Source organism: Aureimonas sp. N4 (genome assembly GCF_001463925.1).
GTDB classification, from domain to species: domain Bacteria; phylum Pseudomonadota; class Alphaproteobacteria; order Rhizobiales; family Rhizobiaceae; genus Aureimonas; species Aureimonas ureilytica_A.
Genome location: NZ_BBWS01000009.1, coordinates 17,941 through 33,373, shown reverse-complemented (window position 1 = coordinate 33,373; position 15,433 = coordinate 17,941). Strand labels below are relative to the sequence as shown.

The 15,433-nt window shown below is 66.6% G+C and carries 12 protein-coding genes; 2 read left to right on the top strand and 10 right to left on the bottom strand.

Translation table 11 applies throughout. From position 1 onward, the window contains the following. Positions 1-36 precede the first annotated feature (36 nt). From AUL28_RS03195 to AUL28_RS03180, 4 genes are read right to left on the bottom strand one after another with little or no spacing between them, the layout of a single operon-like run. Positions 37-999, bottom strand: a complete 963-nt coding sequence (locus tag AUL28_RS03195) for a phytoene/squalene synthase family protein (RefSeq protein WP_062230641.1) — start codon at positions 997-999, stop codon at positions 37-39. Next, complete coding sequence (locus AUL28_RS03190) at positions 996-2,513, bottom strand: phytoene desaturase (RefSeq protein WP_062230640.1); 1,518 nt, start codon at positions 2,511-2,513, stop codon at positions 996-998. Before AUL28_RS03190 ends, AUL28_RS03195 begins: the two co-directional genes overlap by 4 nt. Further along, positions 2,510-3,679: a lycopene beta-cyclase CrtY gene (gene crtY / locus AUL28_RS03185; RefSeq protein WP_062230639.1), complete on the bottom strand. Its 1,170-nt coding sequence runs from the start codon at positions 3,677-3,679 to the stop codon at positions 2,510-2,512. The genes AUL28_RS03190 and crtY overlap by 4 nt, the downstream gene beginning before the upstream one ends. After that, the gene (locus tag AUL28_RS03180) at positions 3,676-4,950 is read right to left on the bottom strand and encodes a glycosyltransferase (RefSeq protein WP_062230638.1); all 1,275 of its coding nucleotides are present in this window, start codon (positions 4,948-4,950) and stop codon (positions 3,676-3,678) included. Before AUL28_RS03180 ends, crtY begins: the two co-directional genes overlap by 4 nt. A 217-nt stretch (positions 4,951-5,167) precedes the next feature. Between AUL28_RS03180 and AUL28_RS03175 the strand changes: the two genes are divergently transcribed. Then, on the top strand, positions 5,168-5,806 hold the full coding sequence (locus AUL28_RS03175; RefSeq protein WP_082640221.1) for a DUF2585 family protein: 639 nt from the start codon (positions 5,168-5,170) through the stop codon (positions 5,804-5,806). 8 nt (positions 5,807-5,814) lie between these two features. Here AUL28_RS03175 and AUL28_RS03170 read toward each other — a convergent pair whose 3' ends face one another. Both AUL28_RS03170 and AUL28_RS03165 read right to left on the bottom strand, forming a co-directional pair. Further along, positions 5,815-6,156, bottom strand: coding sequence for an ATPase inhibitor subunit zeta (locus tag AUL28_RS03170; protein ID WP_062224112.1), 342 nt, complete (start codon positions 6,154-6,156; stop codon positions 5,815-5,817). A 693-nt stretch (positions 6,157-6,849) separates the two neighbouring features. Continuing rightward, entirely contained in the window at positions 6,850-8,370 is a 1,521-nt protein-coding gene (locus AUL28_RS03165) for a helicase HerA domain-containing protein (protein WP_082640220.1), read from the bottom strand. A 354-nt stretch (positions 8,371-8,724) separates the two neighbouring features. Between AUL28_RS03165 and AUL28_RS03160 the strand changes: the two genes are divergently transcribed. Next, positions 8,725-10,896 (top strand): HAMP domain-containing methyl-accepting chemotaxis protein, encoded by a 2,172-nt coding sequence (locus tag AUL28_RS03160; protein ID WP_082640219.1) that lies wholly within the window; start codon positions 8,725-8,727, stop codon positions 10,894-10,896. Positions 10,897-10,980: 84 nt separating this feature from the next. On the opposite strand, the gene AUL28_RS03155 is transcribed toward AUL28_RS03160, so the two are convergent. The 4 genes from AUL28_RS03155 to xylA form a co-directional block, all read right to left on the bottom strand. Next, complete coding sequence (locus AUL28_RS03155) at positions 10,981-12,456, bottom strand: UdgX family uracil-DNA binding protein (protein WP_062230635.1); 1,476 nt, start codon at positions 12,454-12,456, stop codon at positions 10,981-10,983. 229 nt (positions 12,457-12,685) lie between these two features. Then, entirely contained in the window at positions 12,686-12,967 is a 282-nt protein-coding gene (locus AUL28_RS03150) for a hypothetical protein (protein WP_058599955.1), read from the bottom strand. Between the two features lie 197 nt (positions 12,968-13,164). Further along, on the bottom strand, positions 13,165-13,890 hold the full coding sequence (locus tag AUL28_RS03145; RefSeq protein ID WP_062230634.1) for a recombinase family protein: 726 nt from the start codon (positions 13,888-13,890) through the stop codon (positions 13,165-13,167). A 139-nt stretch (positions 13,891-14,029) separates the two neighbouring features. Further along, positions 14,030-15,352: a xylose isomerase gene (gene xylA, locus AUL28_RS03140; protein WP_062230665.1), complete on the bottom strand. Its 1,323-nt coding sequence runs from the start codon at positions 15,350-15,352 to the stop codon at positions 14,030-14,032. Between the last annotated feature and the right edge of the window lie 81 nt (positions 15,353-15,433).

Below are 15,433 nucleotides of genomic sequence, written 5' to 3'. Positions count from 1 at the left end.
AAGCTTAGGAGTCTCGTCTGTCATGGAAAAGGCCGATCACATTGCAGCGGAATGCAGGCTCATAGTGGGCCGCTGCCAGAGCGTCCTGTCGCGGGCCGGCCCGCCGGGGCGGCGGGGGGCAAAGGCGATGCGCGCGCCTGAAACGATGGCTGCGAGCTTCTCCGGCCCGCTCGTGGAGATTCTGATGCCATGCGCGGCCGGGCCCCGCGCGACGAGCTTCAGCCCGATACGGCGATACACGAGCGCGGCCGTAGCGATGGCCCAGGCCGAGCGGCGGGGCAGATGGTCGATGCCGATGCGGGCCGAGGCGTAATAGGGCTCGGCGGCCGAGACGAGCCGGGCGCGCAGCCGGGCGACGACCTCCGCCTTGGCCGGGTCGAGGAGATCGTCCGGCGAAAGCCCTTCTTCGCGCAGCCAGGAGAGCGGCAGGTAGACGCGTCCCTCGCCGGCATCGGCCACCACATCCCGCGCGATATTGGTGAGCTGGAAGGCAAGGCCGAGATCGGCCGCGCGGTCGAGCACGGCCTCGTCCCTCGCGCCCATGACACGCGCCATCATGACGCCGACGACGCCCGCCACATGCCAGCAATAGGTGAGAAGCTCGTCCAGCGTCTCGTAGCGCCGTCCCTCCACGTCGAGCGCGAAGCCGTTCAGGTGCTCCTCGAAGAGGCTAGCGGGCATGGCGTGACGCCGGGCGACCGCGCCCAGCGCACGAAAGCTCAACGGAAGGCCGTTCGCCTCGCCCGCCAGAGCGCGCGCGGTGTCGCGCCGGAGCCCGGCAATGCGGGCTTCGGGCGGCTCGGGCGAGGCGACATGACCCTGCCCGCCCTCCTGCCCGTCCACCACGTCGTCGCAATGGCGGCACCAGCTGTAGAGGCGCATGACATCGCGCCGCGTCTCCGCGTCGAACAGGCGCGCGGCGGCGGCGAAGCTCTTCGACCCTTGAGCGATCGACGCTTCTGCGAACCGATCGAGTTCTCCCGCTTCCTTTGTGCTCATGCCGCCTGGTTCAGGATCAGGCCGGCCGTCGCCTTGGCCGAGCCGACGACGCCCGGAACACCCGCGCCCGGATGCGTGCCGGCGCCCACGAAGAAGAGATTGCGGATCGCATCGTCCTGATTGTGGGCTCGGAAATAGGCCGATTGCGTCAGCACGGGGTCGAGCGAGAAGGCCGAGCCGTGATGAGCGTTCAGCTCGCTCTGGAAATCGTTCGGCGTGAAGATACGCTGCGTCACGAGATCGGCGCGCAGGCCCGGCATGTAGCGCGCTTCCAGATAGTCGAGAATGCGGTCGGCATAGCGCGGCCCTTCCACGCTCCAGTCGAGCGGCGCATTGCCGAGATGAGGCACGGGCGAGAGCACGTAATAGCTGCCCGCACCATCAGGCGCGAGCGAAGGGTCGGTCGCGCAGGGGCTGTGCAGATAGAGCGAGAAGTCGGTGGCCAGCGTGTTCGCCTTGAAGATCTCGTTGATCAGCGGGCGATAGCGCGGGCCGAACAGGACCGTGTGGTGCTGAAGCTGCGGCTGGTGCCGCTTGAGTCCGAAATAGAGGACGAAGAGCGACATGGAGAAGCGCTTGCCCTTAAGCCGTTTGCCCTCCTTTTCGCCGCGCGGCGTGTGGCCGAGCAGCCCAGCATAGGTGTGCACGACATCCGCGTTGGAGGCGACGAGATCGGCCGCGAAGCGCCGGCCGTCTTTCAGGACGACGCCCGTCGCGCGCGCCCCTTCCGTCTCGATCCGCTCCGCCTCGGCCGAAAGCTCGACGCGCCCGCCGATATCCTCGAACAGCTGGACCATGCCGCGCACCAGCGCGCCCGTGCCCCCCTTGGGGAACCACACGCCCCATTCGCGCTCCAGCGCATGGATCAGCGCATAGATGGAGGAGGTCGCGAAGGGATTGCCGCCGACCAGCAGCGAATGGAAGGAGAAGGCCTGCCGCAACTGCTCGTCCGTGATGAACTCGGACACTTTGGCATAGACCGAGCGCCACGCCTGGAGCTTGGCAAGTTGCGGCCCGGCGCGGATCATGTCGCGAAAATGCAGGAAGGGCACGGTGCCGAGCTTGAGATAGCCTTCCTCGAACACGGCCCGCGAATAGGCCAGAAAGCGGCGATAGCCCTCGACATCGGCCGGGTTCTTGGCGGCGATCTGCCGGTCCAGCTCGGCCTGATCGTTGGCATAGTCGAACTGGTATCCGTCCTCCCAGCAGAGCCGGTAGAAGGGGCTGACGGGCAGGAGCGTCACATAGTCTTCCATCCGCCGCCCGGCTGCCGCCCAAAGCTCCTGCAGCGCGCTCGGATCGGTGATGACGGTCGGCCCCGCGTCGAAGACGAAGCCCTGATCCTCATAGACATAGGCGCGCCCGCCCGGCTTGTCGCGCTTCTCCAGAAGCGTCGTCTGGATGCCGGCCGCCTGCAGGCGGATGGCCAGCGACAGCCCTCCGAAGCCCGATCCGATCACGATGGCCGTTTGCGGCCGGGAGCCGGACAGGGCGACGGGTGTGGGAGCGATCATGCACTGTCCTTGAGACGGGTGGGCGCGGCCAGAATGCGAAGCGCGCCGCGCACCGAGACGGGTGGTTTGCCGACGAAGATGCGTAACTTGTCGGAAAATTCCAGACGTGCGGCGTAGAACCGCGCCACGAGCGGATCGGGCAGCCGGTAGAAATGCTCCAGGATGCGATAGCGCTCGGTCGGCTCGCCCGCGCCGAAGAGCAGTCGGTTGAGCATACGGAAATAGGCCCGGTCGCTCCAGAGATTGCGCGCGTGCTGCGAGAGGATGCGCTCCAGCGCCCCGGCCGATAGATCGGGCGCGGCCGACACGAGATCGGCGACATGCACGGCGTCGGGCAGCGAATAGCCGGTGGTCGGGTGAAACAGCGCGCGGGCGAGGCCGACGGTCGGCACGCCCTGCGCTTCCTCGATCAGCCGCCCCATGTCGCCGCCGAGCGCGATGGGCAGGATGCCGTCCTCCTCGCGCACCAGCGTCTTCAGCTGCCAGCCGCGTCGGTTCGCATAGGCTGCGATCTCGCGGCGCAGGACCTCGCGCTCCAGCGCCGCGCCATCGGCGTAATAGGTGTCCTCGATCAGGAGCCGCGTCGGCGAGAAGGGCAGGACATAGACGAAGCGATAGCCGTCCGCCTGCGGCACGGTCGCGTCCATGACGATGGGCTGCGTCAGGCCGTGCGGTGCGTCCGTTTCCCATTCCTGCCCCAGAAACTTCTGGAAGCCGAGCGTCAGATGCGCGCTCCGGCGCTGGCCACGCCCGTCGATCACGGCGCGCGCCTGAAGCACTCGCCCGTCCTCCAGCGTGACACTTTGCGCCGTCAGCGCGCGGATCGGCGTGCCCATGAGAAGCCGCTCGCCGAGTGCCGGCGTCAGGATATCGGCGAAGCGTTCGGACGAGACGGAGGCATAGCCGGTGTCGACCGGGCGTGCGCGGCGAGGAAAGTGCACGTCATAGGCCGGCCAGCGGCGCGCGACGAACGGGTCGATCCATTGATGCTCGACATAGGAGAGATCGCCGTCGTGAAAGCTCCAGGTGTGGTTGCCGCCGAGGCGCGGCGCGGCCTCCACCACGAGAAGCCGAAGCTCGGGCCGGCGCTCCAGCAGGCGATGGGCGATCAGCCCGTTGGCGAGACCACCGCCGGCGAGAATCAGATCATAGGTTTCTGCGCTCATGCGGGCTCGGGCTGTTTGAGACGGCGGGACCGGCTGATGCCATCGAGCGTCTCGGCGACGAGGCGCTCGGCCAATTCAGCGCCCCGCGTCGCGCCGCCGGCCGAGGCGATCTCGCGGCCAAGACGCTCGGCCTCGCGCCGAAAGCCGGGCTCCCGCGTCAAGCGTTGCAGCGCGCGCGCGAGATCGGATGGCGATAGGAGGCGATGGGACAGGCTGAGGCCCGCGCCCTGATGGACGAGACGCGCGGCGACGCCCGGCTGATCATAAGCGATCGGCAAGGCCAACACGGGAACGCCGGCTTCCAGCGCATCCAGCACCGTGTTGAGGCCCGCATGGCAGATGCAGAGATCGGCCTCTGCCAGAATCGCGCGCTGGGGCAGGAAGTCGGTCACGAGTTCGGCGTCGAGCGTTGCCGCCTCGGCCGGCGACAAACGCCCGCAATGGGCGATCGCCAGCCGCGCGCCGACCTGCCGGCAGGCGCGGGCGATCGTCTGGAACAGGCCGAGCCTGTGCCCTTGCAAGGTGCCGAGCGAGGCAAAGACGAGGGGCCGGATTCCGTCGCTTCGCAGCGGCGAGACGCCCACATTATCCTTGGTGCTGCGAAAGGGACCGAGCGCGGCGATGCGCGCGGCGGGCGCGCGTGGATAGTCGAAGCCCGCCACGGTCTGCGACAGGCTGGCCAGCGGCGACAGACAATCCTCCATCCGCTCGCGGAGCGGCAGTCCGAGGCGAGAGCACGCCGCGCGAATCGTCTCGCGCTGGCGGCGCAGAAGCAGCCGGGCGACGCGCTCGCCGCCTCGGTTGCGCTTCAGCCCCTCGGGACTCGGATCATAGGGCCAGCCGAGATAGGGCGCGGGAATGGCGGGGTCGGGGTCGATCGGTAAGGCGGCGGCGGCTGACAGGAAGGGAAGTTCCAGATGCTCGGCCAGAAGCGCGCCGGCCGGTTCCATCTGATCGACCAGAACCGCCTCGGCGCCCCAGCGGGCGGCAAGGCGCGGGCCTTCCGTGACCAGCGCCTCTGTGCGCCACGCCCCCTCGCGCACCGTGCGCAGGATGCCGAAGAGCCCGGTCGGCCGGTCGGTCAGCTGCGCCGGTCCCGCGCCGGGGCCAACTTCGAACCGGTCGATACAGGGCGAGCGCACCAGCGCCGCGCCACCGGCATTGAGCAGAATCGCCGCCCTGTGCCCGCGCGCGACCAGCGCCTCGCCCAGCGCCTCGAAGGCGCGGACATGGCTGAGAAGCGGCGGGGTCACGAGAAGAAAGCGGGTCATCGAGCATCGCGGGCGGGAGCGGCCCGCGAAGACCGGGACCTTGCCCGATCATATGGCGCGTCGACGCGTGTGTTCCATCGGCAAGCGGAACGAATTCTGACGCCCGGCCCATCGTCCAGCAGCTCTTCCGAGCCCACCTTGCGTCGCCCCGTCGCGCGGGCGACCGTGCAACTTCGCGCCCGAACGCGGCGTTTGATGCAAGCGAGGAACGCTGCGCATGGCGAGGCACAGTGGGCCGGACGACCCGGACGATCGGCCCATGGGATGCCCGACGATGAGTGACATGATCCATCACGACCGCTCACGAAGCGGATTCGTGGGGCCGACAAGCCTTCCCGTGCAGGTGGCGATCGGGCTCGCGATCCTGACCGCGATGGCGGCTTGGCTCGGCTGGATGGGTCGGCCACTCACCTGCACCTGCGGCACGCTGGCGCTTTGGGACGGCGACCCGTATTCACCGGGCGCCTCGCAGCAATTCGCGGATTGGTATTCCGCGCTGCATGTCATGTTCGGAATGGGTCTGGCGGTCTTCATCGGGCGCATGGCGCCGCATTGGCCGCTCAGCTGGATGGTTCTCGCGACCCTCGCGTCCAGCGCGATCTGGGAGGCGATGGAGAACACGCCTGTCATCATCGCCCTGTTCGGCAATGCACCGGGCACGCCCAGCTACGAGGGCGACAGCATTCTCAATGCCTTCGGCGACACGCTGTTCGTCGCCGTGGGCTTCCTCCTGGCGCGCGGGCTTCCTGCTCCGCTCGCCCTTATCACCGCTCTCGCCTTGGAGGGAGCCATCGCGTTTGCGATCAACGACGGCTTCATCCTGGGGAGCCTGCGCCTTTTCGGCGTCTCGGTCTAAAGGAGGGTCTAGGCGTAAAGCGAATTGGCGTTGGCGATCGCGACCGAGCGACCGATCATGACGCCCTCGTCCATGGCCATGGCGTAGCGGGCGCGCACCGTGTCGGCCGAGATGCCGAGGGCCACCAGATCGGCCGCGACCTTGTCGAACCCGCCGCGACCACCCGGGCGGGCGACGCCCGCGCCGATCACCGAACCCGTATAGGCATCGATGGCCTGCCCCTTGAGACCCAGCTGCTCGGCCGCCCAAAGGCCGACGATCCGGTCGGCACGGGCGCGGTCCTCGAAGGAGCGGCGCTCACGAGCGACGAAGAGCTTTTCCTGCATGTCACGGCGGCGATCGATCGTCATAGGCTGGTCCCTTTTCCCCTCGCCGCGCTCTCTTTCGCGGCATGGGAGGACTATGCACCCCACGCGTCAAAACCGGCTTGTTGGAATAGGTCCAATTGAATCGAACTCCAATAAGTTATTGCTGAAGCGTAAACTTAACCGTCAGTTGACCTCACGTTCGCGCGACGAGGAGCCGGCTTCCCGCACTATATCGGCGCTGATCGCCGCCAGCGTTCTCGATCCTTGCGAAACTATTGGCCACAAGACATGGGCACAGGGGAGGGAATCCATCCGATTCGGCCAGCACGCCTACAAAGACTGCCGAATTCTCGAGCATGAAGCTTTTAAACTGAGCAGATTGCCCGACCAGAGGGATCTTATCGTCAGGGAAGCAGAACATACCCCGTCGTAGCGCGACAGAAATTAGGTGGTTTCACAATGCTCAGGGGAAGAAGAGCGCCTACCAAGACCGCCGGGTGGAGGCTGGTCGAGGGATTTTCGTCACTCCGCGCGGAGCGACGCACAGTCGATGCTAGGTCAGCATCGGCAACCATTCGCCGCAGTCCGAAGGATGGGCGAGATCAGTGGCTCGCCCATGGATGGCGTAAAGACCCGACCAGCCGACCGCACGAGGTTTTGTCCGGTGCTCTCACCGCTCAGTTCTTGGCTGGTGATAGAGACCACCAGCCACCCCTCCAAGCTCTGCGGGCGGACCTAGGCCCGGCGCATGCGCGGCGTCGTGCCCGGCACGCGCTTGCCCGACAGACCCGCCCCCGTGCGCCAGTCCGTGCCCGCGATGGAGACGACGCGGTTGCCGCGAAAGTCCGTCTCGGCGGCGATATAGAAGCGCTCCGACATATAGGTGAGCAGGAAGCGCCCGCGCGAGGGCGAATGGCTGCCATAGGCGCGGGCCAGCACCTCGTCGCTCGGGCAGGGCTCGCCGTCGCGCGCCGCCTTAGCCAGCAGAAGATAGACACCCTGCATATCCTCCGGCAGTTCTTCGGAGCGGCGCACGACCTCCGCCCAGCCCTCGTCCTCGCCGCCCGCGCCGACACCGGCGCGCGCCAGCGCCAGACGGCGGCGAAAACCCGCCATATCGAGCCCGCCATCGCCCACGCGCTTTAGCCGGCAATGGGTGACGAAGTCCTGATAGAGCATCTGGACGGGGCGGAAGGCGGCCTCGGGATCGGCCATCAGATCGGCGAAGATCGCATCCACCACGGCCTGCCGCTCGGCCTCGGCCACCGGATCGGGCTCGACCGCCTCTTCCTCGCGTAGGGGCGCGGGCGCGCTCGCGCGGTTGGCCGCCACACGTTCCAGAAGCTCGCGCGTCGGCAGCGGCTCGCGCCGGACGGGCGCTGGCAGGATGTCGGGCTCATTCTCGCCCGCCGTGAAGATCAGGTCCGCCATAGCCTCGGGGCTGGCCTCGGGAAGCGCAATCAGGACCGGCCGCCCCGACCGGCCGGCGGTCTCGACCGGGCCGATGCGCACGGGGATCGGCTTGCGCGACAAGGCCGGCCCCAGCGCCACGAAATGGCCGGGCTCCAGATCGCGGAAGCGCTCGGCCTGCCGGCGGTCGAGACCCAGAAGATCGGCCGCGCGCGCCATGTCGATGTCGAGAAAGGTGCGCCCCATCAGGAAGTTCGACGCTTCGGCGGCGACGTTCTTGGCGAGCTTGGCGAGTCGCTGGGTCGCGATCATGCCCGCCAGACCGCGCTTGCGGCCGCGACACATGAGATTGGTCATGGCGCCGAGCGAGATGCGCCGCGCCTCGTCGGCCACTTCGCCCGCCATGGAGGGCGCGAAGATCTGCGCCTCGTCCACGGCGATCAGCATGGGAAACCAGTGATGCCGGTCGGCGTCGAACAGCCCGTTCAGAAATGCGGCGGCGCAGCTCATCTGCACCTCGGCGTCGAGCCCTTCCAGATTGAGAACCACGGAGGCGCGATGCTGGCGAATGCGCGCGGCGATGCGCCCCAGCTCGGACGGCGTGCGATCGGCATCCACCACGACATGGCCGAAGCGATCGGAGAAGGACACGAAGTCCCCCTCGGGATCGATGATCGCCTGCTGCACCCAGCCCGCGCTCTGCTCCAGAATGCGGCGGAAGAGATGCGACTTGCCGGAGCCCGAATTGCCCTGCACCAGAAGGCGGGTCGAGAGAAGCTCCTCCAGATCCATCTCCGCCGGCTCGCCCGTGGCGGTGGTTCCGAGATCGACCGCGACCTTGGTCAAAGCTAAACCTCTGCGGCAAACGGGTCAGGAGCGCGGCACGCCACGATCAGAAAAGCCCAACCCTTTCAGGATCATTTTATCTAGCGGATCGGGATGGGCTTTCAAAGCGCACCGGCGCGCTCGTCCACAATGTTTTCATGGACATGATCAAAACCGCTCCGCCGCCCATCACCGGACGGCCTCGACGGTCGAGAGATTCAAGACTCGAGATAGACGACCAAAGATAAAAATTCCCATGCTTAAGAATTCATTGCATCCATTATAGCTGCACAAACATGCGCGCATTCACCGCACATTAATGGGCCGATGCCACACTGTATTGAAGCCTTATATAAATTTAAATTCTGAGGTCGAATGTCTATGCGCATCTCCGTTAAGACAAAGCTTGCAGCAAGCTTTGGAGCTGTCCTCGTCTTGACGGGTGGCATTGGTTACTTCGGGCTTGCCAGCCTCGAGCGATCCAATCAAACGCTTGGCGAATTCGTCAATGGACCTTTCGTGCAGGTCAGCGCCGCGAAAGACTTCAAAGCCGCCTTGGCGGACATCTCGTTGAACATGCGCCAGTTGATGGACAGCAGCGACCCCGCCTTCGTGGATAAGATGAAGACGCTGTTCGACGGAAATTGGGACAAGTTGAACGAGGCGCAGCAGCGTCTGCTGACCTCCATGCAGCCGCAGGATCGGCAGTCTTTCCAGACCGTCGAACCGGATCTGCAGAAGTTCCGCACCATCACGCAGAAGCTCTTCCCGATTTCGGCGGATGCGGATGTCGCTTTGGCCTCGAAGGCCGTCAACGCCTACCAGCCTCTTGCGGCCTCCCTCGAACGCTCCTTCGCAACGCTGCAGGCTCGTATGAAGGCCGTGAGCGCGGACGAGACGGCGCGCGAGATCCTCGATGCCGTGAAGCTGGCGGCGAAAACGGCGCAGCTTGAAGCCCTGCAGACGGTCGCACTCACCCAAGATGCGGCGATGGACGCGGCGAGCGGCGCCCTGAATGCGGCTGGTGCTGACTTCGAACGGCTGTCACGCGAACTGGCGACCGCCCTGCCCGCTTCCCTTGCGCCCGATGTGGAGGACATGCGCGCGCAATGGAGGAACCTGGCGCAGGTGCTGCGCCAGCAAGCCGATCTCGGCCTGCAGAACTGGATGCAGAAAAGCCAGGATATGACGGTGAACGAGATGGTGCCGGTCGCCGATGTCTTGTTGGCGCGCCTCGACAAGGCTGTGGAGCAGGCCAATCGGATCACGCAGGACTCCTTGGCCGAGGCCAAGGCCTCTTACAGCGCGACCAGCTTCTGGCTCCTGTCGATGCTGGTGGGCGCGATTCTGATCGGCGCGGCCGCCGCGACCTGGATCGCGGTCTCCATCTCGCGTGGTCTTGGTCGATCCGTCACGCTCGCCAACGCCATCGCGCAGGGCGACCTGACGCAGCGTCTCGATCCCAAGGGAACGGACGAGATCGCCGATCTCCAGCGCGCCATGGGCCAGATGGTGGAGAACCTCTCCGAGATCGCGTCCGACGTGAACAATTCCGCCGCGCAGGTGGCCGCTGGCTCGACCCAGGCCGCCGTCACGGCCGAGCAGCTTTCGGCCGGCTCCACCCAGCAGGCCGCGACCACGCAGCGCCTGTCGTCGGGGGCCAGCGAGCAGGCCGCCGCCACCGAACAGGCTTCGGCCGCCATGGAAGAGATGGCCGCCAATATTCGCCAGAACGCCGAGAACGCCACGCAGACCGAGAAGATCGCCACCATGGCGGCCACCAATGCCGCGCGCAGCGGCGAGGCCGTGCAGAAGTCGGTCGTGGCCATGCGCACCATCGCGGCGAAGATTTCCGTGGTGCAGGAAATCGCCCGCCAGACCGATCTTCTGGCCTTGAACGCGGCCATCGAGGCGGCCCGCGCCGGACAGCACGGCAAGGGATTCGCCGTGGTCGCTTCGGAAGTGCGCAAGCTCGCCGAGCGCTCGCAACTGGCCGCGCAGGAGATCGGCACTTTGTCCGGCGACACGCTGGGCGTTGCCGAAGAAGCGGGCACGATGCTGGGCAATCTCGTGCCCGACATCCGGCGCACGGCCGAACTCGTCGCCGAAATCTCCGCCGCCTGCCGCGAGCAGAATATCGGCGCGGAGCAGATCAACCAAGCGATCACGCAGCTCGACCAGGTGACGCAGCAGACGGTTGCGGCCGTGACGCAGCTCGACGAGGTGACGCAGGCTTCCAGCGGCGCGGCCAACGAAATGTCCGTGACGGCCGAGCAGTTGTCGGGCGAAGCGCGCCGACTGGCCGAGCGGGCCAGTTTCTTCCGCATCGCCGGTCACCCGGCCGCGCCCCGCGCCGACCATCCGGCCATCCAGCCGCGCGCCAAGGCTCCGACTCGCGCCAAGGCCAATGTGCGGGAGCTTCAGGCCATGGCGCAGGGCTTCACCCCGCCCGCCACGGTCAAGGCCGCTCCCGCCGCCGCCCAGGCTCCGACGAAGGAAGGCTTCAACCTCGAACTCGACTCCAGCTTCGAGCGGATGAGCGGCTGAAGCTCAGCCTCGCGCGGCCGGACGAACGGAACATGAAACGCGGCGGGCGAGCGATCGTCCGCCGCATCTCGTTTGGGGCGCCTCTCAGCCGAGGGCGATTTCCGGGACCTCGGCCTTCACGCGCCCCATATCCTCTTCGAAAGCCAGCGTTTCGCGGCGTTGCGCCTCGGGGTCCGGCAGACGCAGGATATAGGCGGGGTGGACGGTGACGAGCAGTTTCGTCGCGCCATCTGGCAGGTCGATGAGGCGCGAGCGCGTGTCGCGGATCGTCACGCTATGGCCGAGCACGGAGGCCGCCGCCGTCGCGCCGAGCGCCACGATCAGGCGGGGGCGGATCAGCTCGCGCTCCTGCTCCAGCCACCAGCGGCAGACCTTGACCTCGCCCATGTTCGGCTTGGCATGGATGCGCCGCTTGCCGCGCGGCTCGAACTTGAAATGCTTCACGGCATTGGTGACATAGGCTTGGGCCCGGTCGATGCCGGCAGCGGCGAGCGCGGCGTCGAAGACCTTGCCGGCCGGGCCGATGAAGGGCTCACCCGCCAGATCCTCCTGATCGCCCGGCTGCTCGCCGACGAAGATGACGGGCGCATCGGCCGGCCCCTTGCCGAAAACGGTTTGCGTCGCGGGCTCCCAGAGCGGGCAGGCCTTGCAATGGCGCGCCTGTTCGCGCGCTTCGTCCAGATCCTCCGGCGGCTTGTTGAAGCCGTTGAAGGCGGGCACCTTCGCTGTTCTTGCCATCTCGCCACGCTCCATCGCTCTCTCGTGACGCAAACTCGGCAAGGTCGGCGCGGTTTCGATCATGCGGCGCGATGCCTCTTCCGCGCCCCGGATCAAGGGTTCGATCAACACGGCCTCGGGCAGGTTGTGCCAGTATTTCTTCGGCATCTCGGCCTGCATGGCCTTCACCTTCAGCCGCGCGGGGTTGAAGATCGAGCGGTAATAGGTGAGCCACAGTGCTTCCACCGCATCCTCGGCCGGCTTCTGCGAGGGGTCCGCGCCGGGGGCAAAGGTCATCTCCGCCCCGTCCCAATGCACCGAGCGCTGCGGCGTCAGGATGGTCCAGATCATGCTGGGGAAGCGGCGCATGAAGAAGGGCGCGGTCAGTTCCACCACATGATGGAAGGGCTCGAACCAGGCGATATAGACAGGCCTCCCCTCTTCCGTTCCGACCTCGCGAAAGCGCAGGAAGGCCTTCATCTTGTGGCTGTCGCGGCGCACCGCCTTTTCCATCTCGTGCGCGCGGGCGATGTCGGGGTCGGCGGCGATCTCCAGAAGCCCCTTTTCGCGCTGCAGGCGCCAGAGCAGGCGATAGGTGAAGGCGAACCGCTCCGGGTCGGCATGGCAGACGAGCTTCACCGCCAGATCGGGGAAGCTGCGGGGCACGGAGAAACCCGGCGCATCAGCGGGCGAGTCGGGCAAGGGCTCGGCGAAGAGACCGGCCGGCCCCTCGCCCACCGTGAAGCTCAACTCTTCGGGCGGCACACCCAGCGCCAGGGCGCGACGCGCGGCTTCGCGCCAGCCATCGAAATCGGCGGGGTGGTCGAGCCGAACCTCGTACATCGCGTCCATCCTCCCGAGAGCATGAAGCAAAAGCCCGCACTCGGCGCGGCGGTTCCCTCGCGCGGCGGGAAGCCTCCGCATCCGTTTCGCTGAGGCTTGGCCGAAACGCAAAACGGGACGGCTCTATGGGCCGCCCCGTTTGAAATCTTATGGCTCGAAAGAACTCGACACTTCACCGCCAGAGCCGCGCAGTCCGGCCTCCGGCGAGCGCGTCGGGCGGCGCGCGGCCTCAGTTGGCCGAAGGCTTGCCGTCCTTGTCGTCGTCTTCGTCTTCTTCGTCTTCCTCATCCTCGTCCCCTTCTTCGCCGAAGGGGAAGGACTCGACCATCTGCTCGACGTCCTCATAGATTTCGTCGAGGAATTCCATGGCGGCGTCGGCGTCGTCGGTGCCCTGCGTCACCAGCATCGCGAGCTGGATCTTCAGGATGCCGGCCACATCGTCCAGTTCCATCCCCTGAAAGATCGCGGCGATCTTTTCGGAGATTTCGTCGGTCTTGGCTTCGGTCAGCATGGTCGCGTCTCCTTGGGTTCGCTGGAGAGAAGAAAGCTGCGGACGGCCGGATGTTCCGGGGTTCGTACCATCAGGCGCTCTTCAGGCGGTCGGGGCTCCGCTCGCCTGACGCGCCCTCTAGCAGAAAGCGCGGATGCGCACCGGCCTTTTTTGTAGCACCATCAACGGCAAACTGCGCGAGGTCTGCGAGACCGCGCCTATTTCGATGATCGCGACGCAGGCCGGCGCATGCTTCGGGTGGCCGGCCTGCCCGCCGCGCGGGACTTGGCGGTCTCGGGTTTGGCCTTGGCGCTCGGAACCTCAGTCTTCGGCTTGCCCGATTTTGGCGCGGCGACAGCGGGCTGCTCCGCTGGATCGGCAGTGGGCGCCTCTGCCCCGTCGCCTGGCGACAGCGCGCGATAGACCGTCATGCGCGAGACCTTCAGCGCGCGGGCGATCTCCGTCACGCCCATGCCGGTAGCGCGGCGGCGGCGGATTTCCTCGTTGGGCGCGGTGCGCGGGCGGCCCTTGTAGACGCCGCGCCCCTTGGCCGCCTCGATGCCGGCGCGCTGGCGCTCCAGAATGAAGCGATGCTCCATCTCGGCCACCATGCCGAGCACGGTGACCACCAGCCGGCCGAGATCGCCGCTCGTGGTGAGTTCGGGGTCGAGCACGCGCAAGGACGCGCCGGCCTGGTCGAGATCGTGGACGATGTTGAGAACGTCGCGTGTCGATCGGCCCAGCCGGTCGAGACGCACCACGACCAGCTCATCGCCCTCGCGCAGGAACTGGAGGATCGTTTCCAGCTCGTCGCGCCCCGTTCGGGATTTGCCGGACTGCTTTTCCGACCGGATGATCATGCAGCCGGCCGCCTTCAGCCGCTCGACCTGAAGCGTCAGGTCCTGATCGGCGGTGCTGACACGTGCATATCCGATTCGAGCCATGAGGGTCCGTCGCGCTGGGTTGGCTTCGATGTGGGCCCGGTCAGCCGCCATCGTCAAGCGGCGCGTGGGCACACCTCCCAAACGCGGAAAGGCCGGGCGGAAAGTCCGCCCGGCCCGATACGCTCACCCGAAGGCGGGATCAGTAGACGTAGCGGTTCACGACGCCTTCGAGATATTCCTGGCGGCCCGAACGGGGCTGCGGCTGGAGGCCGAGGCCGCGCTCGGCCACCGCCTCGAAGCTCGACTGGCCGGCGAGGATCGCCTGGTTCTCGGCGCTGTCCCAGCCGGCATAGCGATCCGCCAGCGGCTTCTCCAGCGCGCCGTCGGTGAGCATCCGCTCGGCCGAGAGAAGCGCGCGGGCGCAGGCGTCCATCGAGGCGACATGCGCGATCACGAGATCCTGCGGGTCGATCGACTGGCGGCGGATCTTGGCGTCGAAGTTGAGACCGCCCGTCGAGAAGCCGCCATGCTTCAGCATCTCATGGAAGACGAGCGTCATTTCCTTGACGTCCATCGCGAACTGATCGGTGTCCCAGCCCAGGAGATCGTCGCCACGGTTGATGTCGAGCGAGCCGAACAGGTCGTTGGCATAGGCCAGCTTCACTTCGTGGTCGAAGGAATGGCCCGCCAGGATCGCGTGGTTCTGCTCCAGATTGAGCTTCACGTCCTTCACGAGATCGTACTTCTGGAGGAAGCCGAAGACGGTCGCCGTGTCGAAGTCGTACTGGTGCTTCGAAGGCTCCTTGGGCTTGGGCTCGATCAGGATCGGGCCCTTGAAGCCGATCTTGTGCTTGTACTCGACCAGCATGGAGAGGAAGCGGCCGAGCTGGTCCAGCTCGCGCTTCATGTCGGTGTTGAGGAGCGTCTCGTAGCCTTCGCGCCCGCCCCAGCAGACATAGTTCTCGCCGCCCAGACGATGCGTGACGTCGATCGCCGCCTTCACCTGACCGCAGGCATAGGCGAAGACATCCGGGTCGGGGTTCGTCGCCGCGCCCGCCATATAGCGGCGGTTCGAGAAGAGGTTCGCCGTGCCCCAGAGAAGGCGCGTGCGATGCGTCTTCATCTTCTCTTCGAAGATGTCGGCGATCTCGTTGAGATTCTTGATGGACTCGGCCAGCGTCTCGCCTTCGGGCGCCACGTCCACGTCATGGAAGGAGAAGAAGGGCGCGTCGAGAATGCGGAACAGCTCGAAGGCGACCTCGGCCTTTTCCTTGGCTTTGGCCAGCGGATCGCCGCCCTGGCGCATCCAGGGGCGGTTGAAGGTCTCGCCGCCGAACGGATCGCCGCCCGGCCAGGTGAAGGAGTGCCAGTAGCAGATCGCGAAGCGGAGCTGGTCTTCCATGGACCGGCCCATCACCTGACGGTTCTTGTCGTAGAAGCGGAAGGCCAGAGGATTGGTGCTCCCCTCCCCTTCGAAACGCACGCTGGAATCAAGCCCGAAGAAACCGTTGCCCTGGGTCATGGCGGTCCTCACCTCCGGCGTCGGCGAAAGGCCGCGCCCCATGGCTGAGCTACGTACCTCAACTATGGGCGCAAGCGCAAT